Origin of the sequence: Paraburkholderia sp. DD10 (assembly GCF_049177125.1) — a bacterium.
GTDB lineage: Bacteria > Pseudomonadota > Gammaproteobacteria > Burkholderiales > Burkholderiaceae > Paraburkholderia > Paraburkholderia terricola.
Map to the genome: position 1 here is coordinate 669,699 of NZ_CP185392.1, position 19,747 is coordinate 689,445.

Sequence of the window (19,747 nt, forward strand, 5' to 3'; positions counted from 1 at the left end):
TCTCCAGGAAAAAGTAGGTGTTCAGGCCGCGTCGCGGTTCAGTTCGGGCAGGCCGAGGCCCGGCTCCGGCGTCAGCACGGAGGACAGCAGGGTCCGCGTGTACGGATTGCGTGGATTGGCGAAAATTTCTTCGCGGCTCGCCTGTTCGACAATGCTGCCGCGGTACATCACGGCGACGCGGTCCGCGAGATGTTCGACCACGCCCAGGTCGTGGCTGATGAACAAATAGCTCAAGCCGAACTCGGCCTTCAGGTCGAGCAGCAGGTTGAGAATTTGCGCCTGCACGGAGACGTCGAGCGCGGAAGTCGGTTCGTCGCAAATCAGAATGCCGGGCCGCAAAATCAACGCGCGGGCAATGGCGACGCGCTGCCGCTGTCCGCCGGACAACTGATTCGGGTACTGCCGGTGCGTGCGTTCCGGCATGCCCACGAGGTCGAGCATCCGTTTCACTTCGGCGGCCTGGCTCGCGCGTGTGCCGCGACGGTGCAGCAGCAAGGGCAGGCCGACGATCTGCGCGACGGTCTTGCGCGGATTGAGCGACGAATACGGGTCCTGAAAGATCGGCTGGATCTTTTGCGCCATTTGCAGCGACGCGCGCGGGTCGATCTGCTGGCCGTCGATCAACACGCTGCCGGTGGTGGGCGCGAGCAGGCCGAGCAGCATCTTCGCGAGCGTGCTCTTGCCGCATCCCGATTCGCCGACCAGACCGAGCGTCTCGCCGCGATAGAGCCGCAGCGACACATCGTCCACGGCCTTGAACAGGCGCGGCGCGCGAAACAGTCCGCGGCCCAGTTCAAAGGTGCGGCCGAGCGCGCACAACTCGAGCGCGATGTCGTTTCGCGCAGCGTTTCCCGCTGATGCAGCGGGAGAGGGCATGACGGCATTCATCGCAACACCTCCTCGGCGCACGCTTCGGCCAACATGCAGCGGGCGTGATGACCGGCCTCTGTTTCGACGAACGGCTGCGTTTGCGCGCAAGCCTCGCGAGCAAGCGAACAGCGGTTGCGAAACGCGCAGCCGTCGATCTCGCCGACGAGCGAGGGCACGACGCCGGGAATCGCATCGAGATGACTTCCCGGCGCCGTCTTGCCGCGCACGGGAATGCTGTTGAGCAGGCCGCGCGTGTACGGATGGTCCGGCCGCGCGAAAAGTTGCGCGACGGGCGCGGTTTCCACCACCTGTCCCGCGTACATCACGGCGACGCGATCGGCGATTCGCGCGACCACGCCCAGGTCGTGTGTGATGAACAGCACGGCGGTACCGAATTCACGCTGCAAATCGCGCAGCATGCGCAGGATTTGCGCCTGGATGGTCACATCGAGCGCGGTGGTCGGTTCGTCGGCGACGATCAGATCGGGTTCGCACATGAGCGCCATCGCGATCATGACCCGTTGGCGCAGGCCGCCCGAGAGCTGATGCGGATACTGGCCGAGCCGCTCGGCGGCGTTGGCGATGCCCGTGCGTTCGAGCAGATAGACAGCGCGGTCGCGCGCCTCGCGGCTCGATACGTTGCTGTGTTGCCGCAGTCCTTCGCAAAGCTGGTTGCCGAGCGTGTACGACGGATTCAGCGACGTCATCGGCTCCTGGAAGATCATCGCGATGCGGTTGCCGCGCAGCTTGCTCATCGCGCGGTTGTCGAGCGTCTGCAAGTCGATGCCGTCGAACGCGAGCCGGTTCGCGCGCCGCGTCGCGCGACGCGGCAGCAGGCCCATCAGCGCGAGCGAGGTCATCGATTTGCCGCAGCCGGATTCGCCGACGAGACACAGCATCTCGCCGCGCTCGATCTGGAAGTCGATCCCGCGCACCGCGTGCAGCATGCCGTTTGGCGTGGGCAGATCGACTTGCAGGTTGTTGACATCGAGCAATACGTCCATCGTCTGTCTCCTCGTTAGCGGCCGTCGGGGGTCGTCAGATCGCGCATGCCGTCGCCCACCAGATTGATGGCGAGGACCAGCACCGCGAGCGCGCTGCCCGGAATCAGGATCACCCACGGCTGGAAGAACATGTACGCCTTGCCTTCGGAAATCATCAGCCCCCATGACGGCATCGGCGGCGGCACGCCGAGACCGAGAAACGACAGCGTGGCTTCGAGCAGGATCGCGTGCGCCATTTCGAGCGTCGCCACGACGATCAGCGCACTCATGATGTTCGGCAGCAGTTCGCGCAACAGGATGTAGAACGTGGATGCGCCCACGGCCTTGGCCGCGGCGATGAATTCGGCGTCGCGCAACTGCTGCGTGACGGAGCGCGATACGACCGCGAAGCGGTCCCACAGCAGCAGGCCGAGCAGCAGGATCACGGTCTTGAGCGAACCGCCGATCAGCGACGACATGGCGAGCGCGACCAGCACGACCGGCATCGCGAGCCGCGTCGTGATGACGTAGCTGATCAGGCCGTCGACGCGGCCGCCGAAATAGCCGGCGAGCACGCCGAGCGTCGTGCCGATCAGCCCGGAGATGGCTGCCGCGGCCGCGCCGATCATCAGCGAGACGCGCGCGCCGTACAGCAGCCGGCTCAGATAATCGCGGCCGAGTTTGTCGGTGCCGAGCGCATGCAGCCAACTGCCCTTGGCGTGCCACACCGGCGGCAGCAGACGGCGCGACAAATCCTGGCCGTAGGGATCGTGCGGCGCGAGCAGCGGTGCAAACAGCGCGGCCATGACGATGATCGCGAGGAGCGTCGCGCCGATCGTCAGACCGTGCTGGCCGAGCACACGGCGCAGCGCGCGGCGCCACGGCGGCACCGGCGCGGTGTCGACGCGCAGCGCGGGCAAGGTGGGGGAATGCGATGCCATGAGCCGTTCCTAGCGAGTGCGGATGCGAGGGTCGAGCGCCGCATTGGCGACGTCGGCGAGAAAGGTCAGCGCGATATAGAACATGGCGATGATCAGCACGACGGCCTGCACGACCGGAAAGTCGTTGCGGGCGATGGCGTCCCATGCGAGCTGGCCGAGACCTTGCAGCGAGAACACCGATTCGATCACCACCGAACCGCCGAGCATGAAGCCCAGTTCCACGGCGGCGAGCGCGACCACCGGAATCAGCGCATTGCGCAGCGCATGCTTGAACACGACGCGAGCCGGGCTCAGACCCTTGGCGCGCGCGGTGCGGATGTAGTCCGCGCCGAGCACGTCGAGCATGCCGGCGCGCGTGAGCCGCATCATCGCGGGCGTCGCGTAGTAGCCGAGCGCGATGGCCGGCAACACGAAATGCTGCCAACTGGCGTTGCCCGCCACCGGCAGCCATTTGAGGCCGACCGCGAAGACCAGGATCAGCGTGAGGCCGAACCAGAAGCTCGGCATGGCCTGGCCGATCACCGCGATCAGCAGCGCGAGGCGATCGACCCAACTGTCGCGGTAGAGCGCCGCGATCACGCCTAGCGGAATCGCGACCAGCACCGCGATCAGCAGCGCGATGCCGCCAAGCTTCAGCGTGATCGGCAGGCGCTCGGCGATCAGTTCCATCACCGACGACTGGAAGAAGAACGAGCGGCCGAAGTCCAGATGAACCGCATGCCACAACCAGTCGACATATTGCGCGGTCACGGGACGGTCGAGGCCGTATTGCACGCGCAGCGCATCGACCTGGGCCGCGGTCGCTTCCGGTCCCGCGATCGCGGTCGCCAGGTCACCGGAGAAGTGCAGCAGCGCGAAGCTGACGATCGACACGGTCAGCGCGACCGCGATTGCGAGACCGAGCCGGCGAAGCACGTAGGCAAGCATGAGCGCTCCAGCAAAGTGAGGTAACGAAACAGCGCGTCGGCAAAACGCGCGCGCGGCTTATTTCCAGCTCGCCTCGTAAAAGCGCGGCAACTCGTCGGGATACGCCTTGAAGTTCAACGACGACGTGAACGCATAGTTCGTCGAATAGGAAAAGAGCGGCGCCCAGTACGCTTCCTTGCTGATGCGGTTGAGCGCCTGCGCGTAATCCGCCTTGCGGACCGCGGGATCGTTCGACGTATCGGCGGTATCGAGCCACTTCGCCACGGTCGCGTCTTTCGCGCTGTCGTCGGGGCCGCCCTTGAAATAGACGCTCACGAAGGCTGACGCATCGTTGACCGAGAACGAACCCCACGCCTGGAACGTCAGCGGCGTCTTGCCGGAGCGCTGCGCGGTGCGCAACGCGGCGTACTGCAAATAATGCAGCCGCGCGTTGATGCCCACTTTGCGCAAGTCGCCGATCAACGCCTCCGCGTATTCGCGCTCGCGATACGCATAGAGATCCGTTTCGAAGCCGTTCGGATAGCCGGCGGCCTTCAGCAACTCGCGGGCTTTCGCGGGGTTGTATTCGTATTTGACGACGCCCGACGTATCGCAGCCGAACTGCGTGCGAAAGCACGCCGCGTAGACCGGCTGGCTGCCGCCGCGCACCAGGTCCTTCGAGAGCGAGGCGCGGTTGATCGCATAGTTGACCGCCTGGCGCACGCGGGCGTCCTTGAACGGCGAGTTCGGCGCGGAGGTGCCGGCGGCGTCCATCGACAGATAGCCGACCCGCATGGTCTCGCCGCCGATCACCGTCAGATCCGGCGACGCCTTGAGCGAATCGGCCTGGTCGGCGGGCACGCGCCAGATCCAGTCCACCGCGCCGGTCATCAATTGCGCCGAGCGCGTTTCGGGATCGGGAATCACGACGAACTTGACGGTGCCGATCTTCGGCGTGCCGAGCGGGCTGCCCTTGAAGTAAGCGGGGTTCTTCACCATCGTCACGCCGACGCCCGGCGTGACGGCGGTGATCTTGTACGGGCCCGTGCCGATCGGCGCCTTGCTGAAGCCTTCGAGGCCGACCTTCTTGAAGTAGGCTGCGGGATAGATGGGCGTGGGGCCGGCGAGATATTCGAGCGCCGCCGGGAACGGCGCCTTCAGGTTGATGCGAACCTGGTAGTCGCCGACTTTCTCGGCGCTCCTGATCCAGTCGGTGTTCTGCCGCGTGACGACCTTCGAGTCGGGCGAGACCACGTAGTTGAGCGTGAAGACGACGTCGTCGGCGGTGAACTTGTCGCCGTTCTGGAACGACACGTCGCGGCGCAGATCGACCAGCAGCGCGGTCGGCGATTCCCATTTCCACGCGGTGGCCAGTTCCGGCTTGTAGCTGCCGGTGGCGGGGTCGCGGTAGACCAGCGTGTCCCACACCATGTGCGCGATGATCACGCCTTCGCGCAAATTGTTGTGATAGGGCGAGATGTTCTCGGGCTCGCTGTCGGACGCGTAAATGAGCGTGTCGTTCGACTTGCCCGCATGGGCATGCAGCGAAACCGACAGGCAAACAGCGAGCAGCGCGAGGCGCAAGGGTTCGGCACGACGATTCATTGCAAGCTCCCGTGAAGAGGTTGCCGCCACGACGCGACGATTCACGTCATGCGATCACAGGAGAAGACTAATCGGGGAATTTTGTTGCGACTATTATCGAAACAATAAATCTCCGTTGCCGAAACGGCATCGCACACGCGGCATCGCACACGCAGCATGGGACGACCGGCATGAAACATCACCATCTTCAGGAAACCTCGCTGCGCTATTTTCTCGAGGTCGTGCGATGCGGCTCGATCAGTGAAGCGTCGACGCGGTTGAATGTTGCCGGCTCGGCGATCAGCCGCCAGATCGCCAACCTCGAACAGGCGCTCGGCACGCCGCTGTTCGAGCGCCGGCCGCGCGGCATGGTCGCGAGCGCGGCGGGCGAAATGCTCGCCGCTTACGCGTTTCGCATGGCGCTCGAAGCGGACCGGCTGGTGCAGGATGTCGATGCGTTGCAAGGCTTGCGGCGCGGCCTGGTGCGGGTTGCGACCTCGGAGGGCTTCGCGATCGAGTTTTTGCCGCAGGTGATCTCGGACTTCCGCGAAAAGTATCCGGGCATGATCTTCCAACTGTTGGTGAGCGCGCCGGCCGAGGTGACGCGGCGCGTGCGCAAGGGCGAAGCGGACATCGGCGTGACGTTCAGCCGGACGCCGCAGAGCGAAATCAAGGTCGAGCACCGGCAGGCGGCGCCCGTCATGGCGGTGATGCGCCGCGGTCATCCGCTCGCGCGCTTCGAACAGGTATCGCTGTCGCAAGTGAGCGCTTATCCGCTGGCACTGCCCGACACCGGCACGACGATCCGGCAAGTGTTCGATATCGTCGCGAGCCAGTTGCGCCTCGTGATCGAGCCCGTCGTGGTGAGCAACTACATCGTGTCGCTCCATAATTTCGCGCTTGCGTCGGACGCCATTTCGATCGCGGGCGAAGTCACGGTTCGACACCGGCAACTGCGCGGCGAACTGGCGGTGATCCCGATTCATGACCTCGGCATGGACGCGCGCTGCATCGAATTGCAGACGCTCGTCGGCCGCACGCTGCCGAAGGTCGTGCAACTGTTTCTGGAGTTTCTGCGCGGCCGTTTCGCGGAAGCCGAGGCCGACAGCACGCGTTAGCGCATCGCGCTTCGCACGCGTTGCGCGTGCATCGCGTACCCGTTGTCCACCCCATTGCAACGGTTTTTTTTCCGTGAAACACTGCGCTCCATCTGCTGTGCCGGATTGCATTCCGGTATATCGGACAGCCGCGCGCATGAGCGCCTCAGCGTCGATTTAATCGCGCCGACCTTCTTTCTTTCCGAGCGGAACCCAAAATGAGATTTGTCAGAGAAAGCGCCAGATTCGCTTGTTTGTTCGCTGTGACCGGTCTGCTGGTGTTCGCCGGATGCACGAAGGTCGCGCCGTCGGATCAGCCTGGGGCCGCGGCCGATTCGACGCTGAAACAGGTGCTTCAGCGCGGGACGTTGCGAGTGGGCGATTGCCTGACGTTTGCGCCGTTCGGCTTTTATGACAAGGACGGCCAGCCCGATGGCTACGACGTCGATCTTGCGAAAGAACTGGCGAAGCAGATGGGCGTGAAGCTCGAAGTCGTGAATACGACGAGCGCGAACCGTATTCCGAATCTGCAAACCAGCAAGGTCGACGTGGTGTTCTGCAACTTCACTCGCAATCTGGAACGGGCGAAGGAAATCGCGTTCACCAATCCGTATGTGGTGGCGAGCGAAGCGCTGCTCGTGAAGAAGAGCAGCGGCATCAAGTCCGTCAACGACATGGCGGATCGCACGATTGCCACCGTCAAGGGTTCGACCAATGGCGACGAAGTGCGCTCGCTGAACATGAAGGTGAAGATCCAGGAATTCGACAGCTCGCAAGCCGCGATCCTCGCGGTGAAGCAGGGCCAGGCCGACGCGATGATCGAGGACAACAACTTTCTCGCGTATCAGGCATCGCTCGATCCGAACCTGACCGTGACCGACGAAGCGCTGGTTCCGCTCGAATACAACGCATTCGGCGTCAAGGCGGGCGATCAGATCTGGCTCAACTACCTGAACCTGTTCCTGTTCCAGATCAACGCGTCGAAGATGAACGCGCAACTCTACAAGAAGTGGTTCGGCGCAGAGCCGCGCTTTCCGCTGAATCCGCAATACTGATCGGCGGTGGGCCGAATGCCGCGCGAGAGACGGAGGAATCATGAGCTATGAATGGGTGACCCTCGCGGGTTATTCGAACGATTTCGTTCGCGCCGCGTGGCTGACGCTCCAGGTCACGTTGCTCGCCTTCGCCATCGCCATGCTGCTCGGCTTGCTGACGGCGCTCGCAAGCGCAGCGCGCATCAGGTTGTTGCGAGTGGCCGCGCGTGTCTATATCGAGGCGATTCGCAACACGCCGGTGCTGCTGCAAATCTTCATCGTGTTCTTCGGTCTTCCTTCGCTCGGCGTCACGCTTAATGCCTATACGGCCGGCGTGATCGCGCTGGGCGTCAACGTCGGCGCTTATCTGGCTGAAGTGTTTCGCGCGGGTATCCAGTCGGTGCCGCGCGGCCAGTTGGAGGCCGCGTCGATTCTCGGGTTGGAACGCTCGCAGATTTTCATGGAGGTCGTGCTGCCGCAGGCGGCCCGCGCCGTTTATCCGGCGATCGTGAATAACCTGATCCAGCTTTTGCTCGGCACCTCGCTGCTGTCCGCAATCGCGTTGCCGGAGTTGAGCGGAACCGCGACCGTCATCAATGCGCGCACGCTGCTTTACATTCAAACGTTCGCTATCACGCTCGCCGCGTATCTGGTGCTGAGCAACGTGCTGTCATGGGCGGCGGGCCAACTCGGCGCGCGGATTTTTCATCCGCCGCTCGTCATGAAGAAGCGCGCGCGCCGGCTGTTCTTCGCCGCGCGGCAAGCCGACCGCACGTAAGCGCCTCAACCGGAGATCGAACATGTCTAGCGACTTGCTGTTGACCAGCCTGTCGATCCTGCTGCAAGGATTATTGATGACGTTGCTGCTTTCAGCGGCATCGATTGTCGGCGGCACGTTGATCGGACTGCTCGCGGCGGTATTGCGCTCATTCGGGCCGTGGGGCACGCCACGCATCGCGCGGCTCTACACGGAACTGTTTCGCGGCACGCCCGTGCTGATCACGCTGATGCTGATTTATTTCGGCGTGTCGTATTTCGGCTATGCAATCGACGTGTTCGCGGCGGGAGCGTTGGGTTTGAGCATTTATCAAGGCGCCTATATCGCCGAGGTGTTCCGCTCGGGTATCGAGGCGGTCCCCAAGGGCCAATGGGAAGTCTCGCAGATTCTCGGCCTCAGCAAGACGCAAACGTTCTTCTCGGTGGCGCTGCCGCAAACCGGGAAGATCGTCATGCCGCCGCTCATCGGCCAGTATCTGTCGCTCATCAAGGATACGTCGATCGTCAGCATGATCGGCATGTCGGAGTTGATGCACGGCGGCCAGGCCATCGTCGACCGGGTCGGAAAGCCGGTTGAAATCTATGGACTGGTCGCCGTGCTGTATTTCATCGTGTGCTTTCCGCTATCGCAGTGGGTGCGCCACCATGATCGAAGAAGGAGCGTGTTGTCATGACCAGCGTCATTACGTCGAAGCCGATCATCAAACTTGCCGGCGTCAGCAAGTCGTTCGGCGCCACGCAGGTTCTGAAGAGCATCGACCTCGGCGTTAGCCCAGGAGAAGTCCTCGTGCTGATCGGCGCGTCCGGTTCCGGAAAAAGCACGGTGCTGCGCATCATGAGCGGTCTCGAAACCGCCGATGCGGGCGAGGTCTGGGTCAATGAAGTACCGCTGCACGACGCGCGCCGCGCGCGCGACATTCGCGGCCACGTGGGCATGGTGTTTCAGCAGTTCAACCTGTTTCCGCACAAGACCGCGCTCGGCAACGTGACGCTCGCGCTCATCAAGGCGCGCAAGATGAGCGCGGCGGACGCGCGCAAGCGTGGGCTCGAAGCGCTCGACCGCGTGGGTCTCGCCGATCGCGCCGAGCATTACCCGAGCCAGCTTTCGGGCGGACAGCAGCAGCGCGTGGCGATCGCGAGGGCGTTGGCCGTCGAGCCCGGCATCATGTTCTTCGACGAAGCCACGTCCGCGCTCGACCCCGAACTGGTCGGCGAAGTCACCGAGGTCATGCGCGGCTTGGCGCGCGACGGCATGACGATGGTTGTCGTCACGCACGAGATGGGCTTCGCAGGCAAGACCGCTGATCGCGTCGTGTTCATGGACAAGGGTGTGATCGCGGAGCAGGGCGCTCCCGAACAGATTTTCGTGAATCCGCAGAATGAACGCACGCGCCAGTTCCTGCATCGCGTACTCGACCACTAACGAAAACCTGTCGCCGACGGAGTTGAATGCATGCCTGCACCTGAATCATCGAGGGCGAGGGGAGTCGACCGCGTTGTCGGCATACTCAAGCAGTTGCATATCGCGCGGCGTCCGCTGACGATGCGCGAGTTGATCGAAGCGACCGGTGCGCCGCGTTCGAGCATCTACGAACTGGTCACGATTCTGACGGAAGCGGGATGGCTCGAAACCGCCGCGGACGGTAGCGTGTTTTTCGGCCGCGAGATGCATTACTACGGGTCCGACTATGCGGTGCACAACGATCTGATCAGCCGCGCGCATCAGGCGATTCTCGCGCTGGTCCGCAATCACGATGAGACCGCGCAACTGTGCATGCTCGAAGGCAACAAGTACACGGTGGTGTTGTCGGAGAACAGTTCTCGGCCGTTCAATATCAGTTCCGACATCGGCGTGAAGGTGCCGATTCCGTGGACCGCAACGGGCCGCCTATTGCTCGCGCACCTGCGCGCGAACGAGATTCGCGCGTTGATTCCAGACGAAGACTTCGTGCTCGACAATGGCCGGCGCGTTGAATTCGAGGCGTTTCTCAGCGACGTCGAACGCGCGGCCGAATTGGGTTACTGCTGCACCGAAGGGCTCTCGCACACGTTTCGCTACTGCATGGCAGCGCCCATTCGCGACCGCTCGGGCCTGGCCGTGGCCGCGCTTTGCTTCATGACGAGCCGCGACACCGCGCCGGAAAAGCGCGCGACGATGCTGGAAGATCTCATTCGTTCCGCCAAGGCGTTATCGCAGCCTTATGCGCGGTTGTAGCGGCCACGAGTCGTTGGGCTTTTGCCCGGAGCATTGCCCGAGTGCTGCCGCTGTCAGGTCTGAGCCGAGTTTTGTCCGCTTACCTTGCATGATCTTCTCCTTTCATCGACGAGTATGTCGCCCGGCATGGGTAGTCGCCCCATGTCGTTTGCTCCATGGAAACGCGCCGCGACGCAAAAGACAATAAAGACGCGTCAACCACCAGGAGAACGACATGCTCAGATTTATCTTTCTTTGCGCTGCACTGCTTTTCGCCGGCACGCCCGGCTACGCGGCGATTCAATTCAAGGACGGTTGGGACAGTCAGGAGAACAGCAACGTCGCGCAATACACGAAGTCGGAGGCGACGGAGTATTTGCGGAACAAGAGCACGGCGCTTCAGAAGATCATCGACGGTCCACAGGCCTGCGTGCTGGAAGTGACGAAAGGCTGTCATCAACCCGGCGACGCGCACTTCACGGTCAACGGCGCGAAGTCCACTTCCCGATGCAAGGTGGACAGCATCTATGTCGGCTCGAAGAGCGACCATGTCGCTTGTCCATAGAAGCACGGGCGACGCGCGGCGCGTCGCCTAGCGGCGTGGCGGCGGGGCGCCCGGCTTGCGATCGCGGTCCTCGTTGTCGCGGCGCTCATCGCCATCCTTATGCTCATCGGCATCCCTGTTGTCGATGAACGGCGAATCGGTGTCGGTGCCGCCTTCGCTCAGCGCCGTGCGCGCGGCCTCGGCCAGTTTTTCATACTGCTTGCGGAAACGGCGTAGATCTTTTTCGTCGAGTTCCTCGAGATCGAGCAGCGCGTTGTGCGCGCCTTCCATTGCGCGGATCAGTTCGTCGAGCTTGATCTGCATGGCGGCCGTATCGCGGTTCTGCGTGTTCTGAATGAGGAACACCATCAGGAACGTGACGATCGTGGTCGATGTGTTGATCACCAGTTGCCATGTGTCGCTGAAGCGAAACAGCGGGCCGGTCAATCCCCAGGCGACCACCAGCCCAACGGCGACGACAAAAGTGGTGGGCCGTCCAGTCATTGTCGAAAGGTAGCTGGAGAACCTCGAAAACCATTTGCCGTTCATCCTGATCTCCGTTATTCGGTTTGATATACGGGATCATGGCATAGACGGCGGCGTGGCTTTCCTTCCCATCGACGCTCATGCAAGGCACCGGCCGCCCAGTTGCATGGGGGCGGTCGGCGATTCGTCAGACTGACAGGAACTAGGGCGCCACGAAAAAGACATCCGTGCGATTGGACGTGTTGCCCGAGTTGGTTTGAACGAAGAACGAGAGGAACGACGTCCCTCTTGCATCCAGGCCCGAATAGTCACCGAGGAAGAATCCCCCGGCAACGGGCGCGGTCATCATGTCGAACGGACCGGACAGCTTCAACTCACTGCCGAAACTGGCGCCGCCGTTGGTCGACGTGGTCTGCCAGTAGTTGGTCGGCAGCGTCGTCGTGTTGCCCGCCGCGAGGTCGCGGAAATCGTAATACGTGACGGCGACTGTTCCGGCCGAATTGACGCGAACCGACGGATTGAACGCGGGTTTTCCAGAGGGCGTGTTCACGCGAATCGGTGCGCTCCACGTCCGCCCGCCATCCGTCGACGTCGACAGTGCGATCTCGTCGTACTGGCCGCCGTTGAAACGCGAGTCCTGCCAGACGACATAGAGTTGCCCTGTCGCCGGATCGATCGCCGGTTCGGGGATGATGTCGCCGGTGCGTACCGGCTGTCCCGTGTTGGGGTCCGTGACCGAAACGGTTTGCAGACCCGAGATGATCTGCGGCTTGCTCCATGTGGCGCCGTCGTCGGTCGACCTGACGAACGCGACCTTGCCGGCCGCCTTGCTGAACGGCGGGCTGATCAGATCGAAGAAGTTGTACAGCGTGCCGTCCTGCGAGTTCACCACGATCTGATTGCCGATCGTCTGCTGGCGTGCCGGCGTGTCCACGATGACTGACGGTGAACTCCAGGTCACGCCGCCGTCGACGGTCCTGGCGAACATCGCCGGGCCCCGGAAGGCGGCGGTATGCAGGTTGGCGTAGGGATTGCCGTTCGGCAGTTCGAGCCGGTCCCAGACCGCATAGGCCACCCCGGCCTTGATGGGATTCGCCGTCACCGATTCCTTGTCGTTGAAGAATTGCAGTGTCGGCTCATTGTCGGCGATGAGAACACTCAGATTCCCCCAGCTCTGGCCGCCGTCCCGGGAAACGGCCGCGCCCACCGCATTGCTGTTGTTGGACTGGTTAAATGAAATGGACACGGAGTAGGCGGTGCCGTCCGGACCGATGGACACCCACGGGTCGGAAGCGCGCTCATATCCGAGACCGTTGGCGCAAGCGCTGAAGGGCAGCGGCGTCTGCCTCCACGTCAGGCCGCCATCGAACGAGAAGCCTGCCACGAGCCCATGCGCGCCGCCGTTCGACCATCGGTCCTGTTGCCAGACTCCGATGAGATTGGAAGGATTGGTGGGATTCACGGCCAGCCACGGTTCGACCTCGGCGTTCACGTAGAGCGTGCCGGGCCCGCCAATGTTGCAGCTTGCAAACGGACTGGCGCCCGAAACAAGCGTGGGCGCAGCCCAGCTCGTGGTGCTGGCCGCCAGCATGACGGCGAACGGAATTCCGGCCAGATACTGAACAGACTTGTTGCGTCGCATGAAAGACTCCTTTTTATATGCGACCCATAACAGTTGGAGCGGCAGCTTCCACGCAGCCTGAAAGGAGAGATTCGCATTGCTCGGCTCGGCTGATACGCCCGCGATGAACGTCTCGAAAGCGCCCGCCTGGTTCGCCATTTTTTTCGTCGGTTCTACTGCCGCTTCAATGCTACGGGCCGCAAGCGCTGGATACCGTCAGCGCGTCGGCTACGGACTTCGTTACGAACACGGTCTGCGTTGCTGGCCTATGGACGTGCGTCCGCCTTGGCGTCCATTTGCGCTAACGACAACCATCAGGGAATGACAAGGAATTTAGGTCGTACGAACCGCGCCGCCAGCGATTTTTTGTAACATGCCGCGCGGCGCTGCGGCGCGCAACGCTGGCGGCCCGTGTCCACACAATGAAAATGCATGGGCGGCGCGAGCGCGCGAGATGCTATGGGAAACGAGGCGAAGTAAACGAATGGAACATGTGGCGTCACAACGCTGGTTTGCCCGAGCGGGGAATGCGCGCGGTGCAGCATAAGCCCGTGCGCCTCAGTCAACAAAAAAGGCGGCACCCAAAGTGCCGCCCCCTCAAACCTTCCCGCCATACCGCCGCGGTTACCGCACCTTGCCCGCCTTCCACGCGGACAGCAACTGCTCGTACTTCACCGTTTCGCCCTTCGGCTTTTCGTTAGCGAGCTTCTTCCACGGCGCGTGCTGATCGGACAGCCACTTCGACGGATCGCTTTCCGCATTCAACTGCGGCGCGCACACCTTCATGCCCGCGCGCTGCAGCCGGCTCATGACCTGGTCCATTTCCTTCGCCAGATTATCCATCGCGGCTTGCGGCGTCTTTTCGCCCGCCACCGCGGTCGCGACGTTCTTCCACCACAATTGCGCCATCTTCGGATAGTCCGGCACGTTGTTGCCGGTCGGCGTCCACGCGACCCGCGCCGGGCTGCGGTAGAACTCGATCAAACCGCCGTACTTGTCCGCGTTCTTGGTGAAGTAATCGCTATGAATGTCGGAATCGCGAATGAACGTGAGACCGGTGATCGACTTCTTCAGCGACACGCTCTTGGACGTCACGAACTGCGCATACAGCCACGCGGCGGCGCGCTGGTTCGGCGGCGTGGACTTGAAGAACGTCCACGAGCCGACGTCCTGGTAGCCGTTCTGCATGCCGTCCTTCCAGTACGGACCGTGCGGCGACGGCGCCATGCGCCACTTCGGCGTACCGTCGGCATTGGTCACGTTGCCGGGCTTGAGCATCGACGCCGTGAACGCGCTGTACCAGAAGATCTGCTGCGCGATCTTGCCTTGCGCCGGCACCGGGCCCGCTTCGCTGAACGTCATGCCCGAGGCTTCGGGCGGCGCGTATTTCTTCAGCCAGTCGATGTACTTCGTCGTCGCGAAGACGGCGGCCGGGCTGTTGGTGCCGCCGCCGCGCGAGACCGATGCCCCGACCGGATGACAGCCATCCGGCGTCACGCGAATGCCCCATTCGTCGACCGGCATGCCGTTCGGAATGCCTTTGTCGGCCTCGCCCGCCATCGAGAGCCACGCATCGGTGAACCGCCAGCCGAGCGACGGATCTTTCTTGCCGTAGTCCATGTGCCCATAGACCTTCTCGCCGTCGATCGTCTTGACTTCGTTCGTGAAGAAGTCGGCGATGTCCTCATACGCGGACCAGTTCACCGGCACGCCGAGTTCGTAGCCGTATTTCGCCTTGAACTTGTCCTGCAAGTCCTTGCGCGCGAACCAGTCGGCGCGGAACCAGTAGAGGTTGGCGAACTGCTGGTCGGGCAACTGATAGAGCTTCTTGTCGGGCGCCGTCGTGAAGCTCGTGCCGATGAAATCCTTCAGATCGAGACCGGGATTCGTGTACGGCTTGCCTTCGCCCGCCATGTAGTCGGACAGCGGCACGATCACGCCATAGCGATAGTGCGTGCCGATCAGATCCGAATCCGAGATCCAGCCGTCGTAAATGCTTTGACCGGATTGCATCGACGTCTGCAGTTTTTCGACGACGTCGCCTTCCTGGATGATGTCGTGCTTTACCTGAATGCCGGTGATTTCGGTGAACGCCTTGGCCAGCGTTTTCGATTCGTACATGTGCGTGTCGATCGTTTCCGACACCACGTGAATCTCCTTCACGCCCTGCGATTTCAGTTTCGCGGCCGTGTCGACGAACCACTTCATTTCGTCCATCTGCTGCTGCTTCGACAGCGTGCTCGGCTGAAATTCGCTGTCGACCCATTTCTGCGCCTCGGGCATGCCGGCCAGCGCCGCGTGGTTCGCAAAGGCCCCCGCGACAATGCCCGCGACCGCGAGCGCGACGATCCGTCTCCTCTGTTGCATGGTCTTCTCCTGTGTCTCCACACCCCTTGGATCATCTTCCTGCGCCCGCCCGGGGCATCAACGGGAGCCGGTATTTTTTCAGTTGCGCCGCGGCGTCAGCCTTTCCACATGATCGCGAGAAGCACGAGCATCGAGGCCGCGAAGCCGGGCCACGCGTTCGCGCCTTCGGCGCCGATGCCGATCCACGCGAGGTTGATGTACGCGGCGGTGAGAAGGCCAATGAACAGCCGGTCGCCGCGCGTGGTGGCGATCGGCAGAAAACCCTTGCGTTCGATGGTGGGCGAACGGAGCTCCCACACGGTCATGCCGGCCAGCATCAGCACGACGCAGCCGAAGAAGATCGCCACCTCGGGCGTCCAGTACATCCACGTCAGCATCACACTCTCCCCATTGCGAAGCCCTTGGCGATGTAGTTGCGCACGAAGTAGATCACCAGCGCGCCCGGCACGATGGTGAGCACACCCGCCGCCGACAGCACGCCCCAGTCCATGCCCGCCGCCGACACCGTGCGCGTCATCACGGCGGCGATCGGTTTCGCGTTGACGGTGGTGAGCGTGCGCGCGAGCAGCAGTTCGACCCAACTGAACATGAAGCAGAAAAACGCCGTCACGCCCACACCCGATTTGATCAGCGGCAGGAAAATCTTCACGAAGAAGGCGGGGAACGTATAGCCGTCGATATAAGCGGTCTCGTCGATTTCACGCGATACGCCGGACATGAAGCCTTCGAGAATCCACACCGCGAGCGGCACGTTGAACAGCATGTGAGCGAGCGCGACGGCGATATACGTGTCCATCAAACCGACGCTCGAATAGAGCTGGAAGAACGGCAGCAGGAACACGGCGGGCGGCGTCATGCGGTTGGTGAGCAGCCAGAAGAACATGTGCTTGTCGCCGAGAAAGCGATAGCGCGAGAACGCATACGCGGCGGGCAGCGCGACCAGCACCGACATCACCGTGTTCATCAGCACGTAGATGATCGAGTTGATGTAGCCCCAGTACCACGACGGATCGGTGAAGATCACCTTGTAGTTCTCGAAGGTCACGTGATGCGGCCAGATGGCGAACGTCGACATCGTTTCCTCGTTGGTGCGCAACGAGATCGACAGCATCCAGTAGAGCGGAATCAGCGCGAACAGAATGTAGACGAGCAGCACCAGCGTGCGCGTCCAGCGGCGGTCATTGCGCATGGTCGTCTCCGGTCGTGGCCGCGGTGCCCGTGGTGGCGGGGCCGCCCTTGCCGACGCGCTCCATCCAGTTGTAAAGGATGAAACACAGCAGCAGGATGATCAGGAAATAGATCAGCGAAAAGGCCGCGGCCGGGCCGAGGTCGAATTGGCCGACCGCTTTTTGCGTCAGATACTGGCTCAGGAACGTGGTGGAATCGCCGGGGCCGCCGCCGGTCAGCACGAAGGGCTCGGTGTAGATCATGAAGCTGTCCATGAAGCGCAGCAGCACCGCGATCATCAGCACGCCGCGCATCTTCGGCAACTCGATGTAGCGGAACACGGCGAAGCGGCTCGCGCCGTCGATTTCGGCGGCCTGGTAGAACGCGTCGGGAATCGCGCGCAAACCGGCGTAGCAGAGCAGGGCGACGAGCGGTGTCCAGTGCCAGATGTCCATCACGAGCACGGTGACCCACGCGGCGGTGGGGCTCGCGGTGTAGTTGTATTCGATGCCCGAGACGTTGAGCACGTAACCGAGCAGGCCGATATCCGGGCGGCCGAAAATCTGCCAGATGGTGCCGACCACGTTCCACGGAATCAGCAAGGGCATGGCGAGCACGACGAGCGCCGCCGACGCGCGCCAGCCCGAGGCCGGCATCGCCAGTGCAAGGCCGACGCCGAGCGGAATCTCGAACAGCAGCACGCACGCGGAAAAGATGATCTGCCGGCCGAGCGCGCCGCGCAAGTCGCCGTCGTTCATGATCGCGCGGAACCACTCGGTGCCGACGAACACATGCTGCGTCGGGCTGATGATGTCCTGCACCGAATAGTTGACCACGGTCATCAGCGGCAGGATCGCGGAGAACGCGACGCAGATGAACACCGGCACGACCAGCAGCCACGCCTTCTGGTTGATGGGCTTGTTCATCGTGCGATCCTTTCGTCGTTGGCGAAGAACACGGTTTCGGGCGCGGCGAGACGCAGCCAGAGCGAGCCTTCATTCAGTTGCACATGAGGATCCACCTTCGCCTTGAACACATTGCCGTCGCATTGCGCGGTGACCAACTGGTAGTTGCCGAGTTGTTGCGTGCGCAGCAGTTGCGCCTTCACCGCGCCGGCCTCGCCGCTGTCGGCGAGCCGCACGAACTCGGGGCGGATACCGAGCGTCAGCGTGCCGTTCGCATGCTTGAGCGTGGCGAGGGTGTTCGCGTCGAGTTGCAGGCGCTGCGAGCCGACCTTCACGCCATCGGCATCGAGATCGACCGGGCACAGATTCATCCCCGGACTGCCGATGAAATAGCCCACGAACGAATGATCGGGCCGCAGGAACAGCGCTTCCGGTCCGCCTTTCTGGACGACGCGGCCATTGGTCATCACGACCACTTCGTCGGCGAACGTGAGCGCTTCGACCTGATCGTGCGTGACGTAGATGAGCGTGAGCTTGAGTTGCTGATGGATCTTCTTGAGCTGACGGCGCAGGATCCACTTCATGTGCGGATCGATCACGGTGAGCGGTTCGTCGAACAGGATCGCCGCGACGTCCTTGCGCACGAGTCCGCGCCCGAGTGAAATTTTCTGCTTCGCGTCCGCCGAGAGATTGTTCGCCTTGCGCGGCAATTCGCGCGTCATGTCGAGAATTTCCGCGACTTCATGCACGCGCTTGCGCACTTCGGCGGCGGCGATCTTGCGGTTGCGCAGCGGAAACGCGAGGTTGTCGAACACGCTCATCGTGTCGTAGATCACCGGGAACTGGAACACCTGCGCGATGTTGCGCTCGCGCGGGCTCATCGCGGTGACGTCGCGTCCGTCGAACAGCACCTTGCCTTCCGACGGCGTGACGAGTCCCGAGACGATGTTCAGCAGCGTGGACTTGCCGCAACCGGAGGGCCCCAGCAGCGCATACGCGCCGCCGTCTTCCCAGACCATGCTCATCGGCTGCAACGCGTAATCCTCGAGCGACGCGGGAGCGGGGCCGTGGTGCGCGCCGGGTTTCACACCGGGTTTCACACCATAAGCGTGCGCGAGATTCTGAAACTCAATGCGCGCCATGAGTCGCCTCCGGGCCGGACAGCAGTTTGGTGTCCGCGCCGAATATGAACAGTTCGTCGGGGTCGATGAACACGTCGAGCTGCGTGCCGAGTTCGATCTGATGCACGCCCTGCAACTGCGCGATCAGGTCGATGCCGCCGGTGTGCGTATGCAGGTGCAGGAAGGTTTCGGAACCGCTCAGTTCGGCGAGTTCGAGCCGGCACGGCACGGCGACCGATTGCACCGTGCGCGGCGCGAGCCGCAAGTGGCCCGGGCGAATGCCGATGCGGCACGCGCCGGCGCCGTTCGCCGCCTGCCTGACCGGCACCTCGATGCCGATCGGCAGACGCGCGGTGCCCTGGGCGGTCAGATCGCTGACGAGCATGTTCATCGGCGGATCGTTGAAAACGGCGGCCACTTCGACGCTGGCGGGCGCGTTGTAGACGTCGAGCGTCGGGCCGTGCTGCAACACGCGCCCCTTGTCGACGATCGCCGTATAGCCGCCGAGCAGCAGTGCCTCCAGCGGCTCGGTGGTCGCGTAGACCACGGTCGTCTTGCCGTCGGCGAAGAGCGTGGCGAGTTCCACGCGTAATTCCTCGCGCAGCTTGTAGTCGAGATTCACCAGCGGTTCATCGAGCAGCACCAGCGAAGCGCGCTTGACGAGCGCGCGCGCGAGCGCGCAGCGCTGCTGCTGGCCGCCGGACAGTTCGGCCGGACGCCGTTGCAGCAGATGTTCGATATGCAGCCTCGCCGCGACTTCATTGACGCGCCGCGTCACTTCGTCGGCGGCGGTCTTTTGCAGTTTGAGCGGCGATGCGATGTTGTCGAACACCGTCATCGCCGGATAGTTGATGAACTGCTGATAGACCATCGCGAGGTTGCGTTGCCGCACGCTCACACCGGTCACGTCCCGGCCGTCGGCCAGCACGCGGCCCGTGGCCGGCTTGTCGAGTCCTGCCATGACGCGCATCAGCGTGGTCTTGCCCGCCTGGGTCGGCCCGAGCAGCACGTTGATGGCACCGGGGACGAGCCTCAGATCGACGCCGTACAGATGCGTCTGCCCGCCCGAAACGACGGTGACCCGCTCCAGTTCCAAGACCAAATTGCTCTCCTTTTTTGTGTCGCTTTTCGGTGCTGCGGTTGCTGCTGG

20 protein-coding genes are annotated in these 19,747 nt (G+C 62.9%); 7 read left to right on the forward strand and 13 right to left on the reverse strand.

The features are described 5' to 3' along the window. Positions 1 to 21 precede the first annotated feature (21 nt). The 5 genes from ACOCG7_RS03165 to ACOCG7_RS03185 are packed head-to-tail and all read right to left on the reverse strand — an operon-like array spanning position 22 to position 5,305. Entirely contained in the window at positions 22 to 888 is an 867-nt protein-coding gene (locus ACOCG7_RS03165; RefSeq protein ID WP_114163873.1) for an ATP-binding cassette domain-containing protein, read from the reverse strand. After that, positions 885 to 1,874, reverse strand: coding sequence for an ABC transporter ATP-binding protein (locus tag ACOCG7_RS03170; RefSeq protein WP_421376798.1), 990 nt, complete (start codon positions 1,872 to 1,874; stop codon positions 885 to 887). The genes ACOCG7_RS03165 and ACOCG7_RS03170 overlap by 4 nt, the downstream gene beginning before the upstream one ends. A 14-nt stretch (positions 1,875 to 1,888) precedes the next feature. Beyond that, entirely contained in the window at positions 1,889 to 2,794 is a 906-nt protein-coding gene (locus ACOCG7_RS03175; protein WP_073430815.1) for an ABC transporter permease, read from the reverse strand. Between the two features lie 9 nt (positions 2,795 to 2,803). Next, the gene (locus ACOCG7_RS03180) at positions 2,804 to 3,721 is read right to left on the reverse strand and encodes an ABC transporter permease (RefSeq protein WP_073430816.1); all 918 of its coding nucleotides are present in this window, start codon (positions 3,719 to 3,721) and stop codon (positions 2,804 to 2,806) included. 57 nt (positions 3,722 to 3,778) lie between these two features. Beyond that, the gene (locus ACOCG7_RS03185) at positions 3,779 to 5,305 is read right to left on the reverse strand and encodes an ABC transporter substrate-binding protein (RefSeq protein ID WP_073430817.1); all 1,527 of its coding nucleotides are present in this window, start codon (positions 5,303 to 5,305) and stop codon (positions 3,779 to 3,781) included. Between the two features lie 170 nt (positions 5,306 to 5,475). Between ACOCG7_RS03185 and ACOCG7_RS03190 the strand changes: the two genes are divergently transcribed. The 7 genes from ACOCG7_RS03190 to ACOCG7_RS03220 all read left to right on the forward strand — a co-directional run bounded on the left by ACOCG7_RS03190 (position 5,476) and on the right by ACOCG7_RS03220 (position 10,951). Then, positions 5,476 to 6,402: a LysR family transcriptional regulator gene (locus tag ACOCG7_RS03190; RefSeq protein WP_073430818.1), complete on the forward strand. Its 927-nt coding sequence runs from the start codon at positions 5,476 to 5,478 to the stop codon at positions 6,400 to 6,402. A 197-nt stretch (positions 6,403 to 6,599) separates the two neighbouring features. After that, positions 6,600 to 7,436, forward strand: a complete 837-nt coding sequence (locus tag ACOCG7_RS03195; protein ID WP_073430819.1) for a transporter substrate-binding domain-containing protein — start codon at positions 6,600 to 6,602, stop codon at positions 7,434 to 7,436. Between the two features lie 40 nt (positions 7,437 to 7,476). Then, complete coding sequence (locus tag ACOCG7_RS03200) at positions 7,477 to 8,193, forward strand: amino acid ABC transporter permease (RefSeq protein ID WP_154872148.1); 717 nt, start codon at positions 7,477 to 7,479, stop codon at positions 8,191 to 8,193. A 22-nt stretch (positions 8,194 to 8,215) separates the two neighbouring features. Further along, positions 8,216 to 8,866 (forward strand): amino acid ABC transporter permease, encoded by a 651-nt coding sequence (locus ACOCG7_RS03205; RefSeq protein WP_083082665.1) that lies wholly within the window; start codon positions 8,216 to 8,218, stop codon positions 8,864 to 8,866. Continuing rightward, on the forward strand, positions 8,863 to 9,615 hold the full coding sequence (locus tag ACOCG7_RS03210) for an amino acid ABC transporter ATP-binding protein (RefSeq protein ID WP_421376803.1): 753 nt from the start codon (positions 8,863 to 8,865) through the stop codon (positions 9,613 to 9,615). The genes ACOCG7_RS03205 and ACOCG7_RS03210 overlap by 4 nt, the downstream gene beginning before the upstream one ends. A 30-nt stretch (positions 9,616 to 9,645) precedes the next feature. Then, the gene (locus ACOCG7_RS03215) at positions 9,646 to 10,407 is read left to right on the forward strand and encodes an IclR family transcriptional regulator (RefSeq protein WP_073430823.1); all 762 of its coding nucleotides are present in this window, start codon (positions 9,646 to 9,648) and stop codon (positions 10,405 to 10,407) included. A 214-nt stretch (positions 10,408 to 10,621) separates the two neighbouring features. Further along, entirely contained in the window at positions 10,622 to 10,951 is a 330-nt protein-coding gene (locus tag ACOCG7_RS03220) for a hypothetical protein (protein ID WP_073430824.1), read from the forward strand. A gap of 27 nt (positions 10,952 to 10,978) precedes the next feature. Here the strand turns inward: ACOCG7_RS03220 and ACOCG7_RS03225 are convergent, their stop codons facing one another. The 8 genes from ACOCG7_RS03225 to ACOCG7_RS03260 all read right to left on the reverse strand — a co-directional run bounded on the left by ACOCG7_RS03225 (position 10,979) and on the right by ACOCG7_RS03260 (position 19,699). Continuing rightward, positions 10,979 to 11,479, reverse strand: a complete 501-nt coding sequence (locus ACOCG7_RS03225) for a low affinity iron permease family protein (protein ID WP_421376806.1) — start codon at positions 11,477 to 11,479, stop codon at positions 10,979 to 10,981. 139 nt (positions 11,480 to 11,618) lie between these two features. Then, complete coding sequence (locus ACOCG7_RS03230; RefSeq protein WP_310125368.1) at positions 11,619 to 13,058, reverse strand: sialidase family protein; 1,440 nt, start codon at positions 13,056 to 13,058, stop codon at positions 11,619 to 11,621. A gap of 603 nt (positions 13,059 to 13,661) precedes the next feature. Beyond that, positions 13,662 to 15,404, reverse strand: coding sequence for an ABC transporter substrate-binding protein (locus tag ACOCG7_RS03235; protein ID WP_083082654.1), 1,743 nt, complete (start codon positions 15,402 to 15,404; stop codon positions 13,662 to 13,664). Between the two features lie 95 nt (positions 15,405 to 15,499). Then, positions 15,500 to 15,781: a DUF2160 domain-containing protein gene (locus ACOCG7_RS03240; RefSeq protein WP_073430828.1), complete on the reverse strand. Its 282-nt coding sequence runs from the start codon at positions 15,779 to 15,781 to the stop codon at positions 15,500 to 15,502. Beyond that, positions 15,781 to 16,593, reverse strand: coding sequence for a carbohydrate ABC transporter permease (locus tag ACOCG7_RS03245; RefSeq protein ID WP_073430829.1), 813 nt, complete (start codon positions 16,591 to 16,593; stop codon positions 15,781 to 15,783). Before ACOCG7_RS03245 ends, ACOCG7_RS03240 begins: the two co-directional genes overlap by 1 nt. Then, positions 16,583 to 17,497 (reverse strand): carbohydrate ABC transporter permease, encoded by a 915-nt coding sequence (locus ACOCG7_RS03250; protein ID WP_073430830.1) that lies wholly within the window; start codon positions 17,495 to 17,497, stop codon positions 16,583 to 16,585. Before ACOCG7_RS03250 ends, ACOCG7_RS03245 begins: the two co-directional genes overlap by 11 nt. Then, positions 17,494 to 18,618, reverse strand: coding sequence for an ABC transporter ATP-binding protein (locus tag ACOCG7_RS03255; RefSeq protein ID WP_421376810.1), 1,125 nt, complete (start codon positions 18,616 to 18,618; stop codon positions 17,494 to 17,496). The genes ACOCG7_RS03250 and ACOCG7_RS03255 overlap by 4 nt, the downstream gene beginning before the upstream one ends. Further along, entirely contained in the window at positions 18,605 to 19,699 is a 1,095-nt protein-coding gene (locus tag ACOCG7_RS03260) for an ABC transporter ATP-binding protein (RefSeq protein ID WP_421376812.1), read from the reverse strand. Before ACOCG7_RS03260 ends, ACOCG7_RS03255 begins: the two co-directional genes overlap by 14 nt. Positions 19,700 to 19,747: the final 48 nt, after the last annotated feature.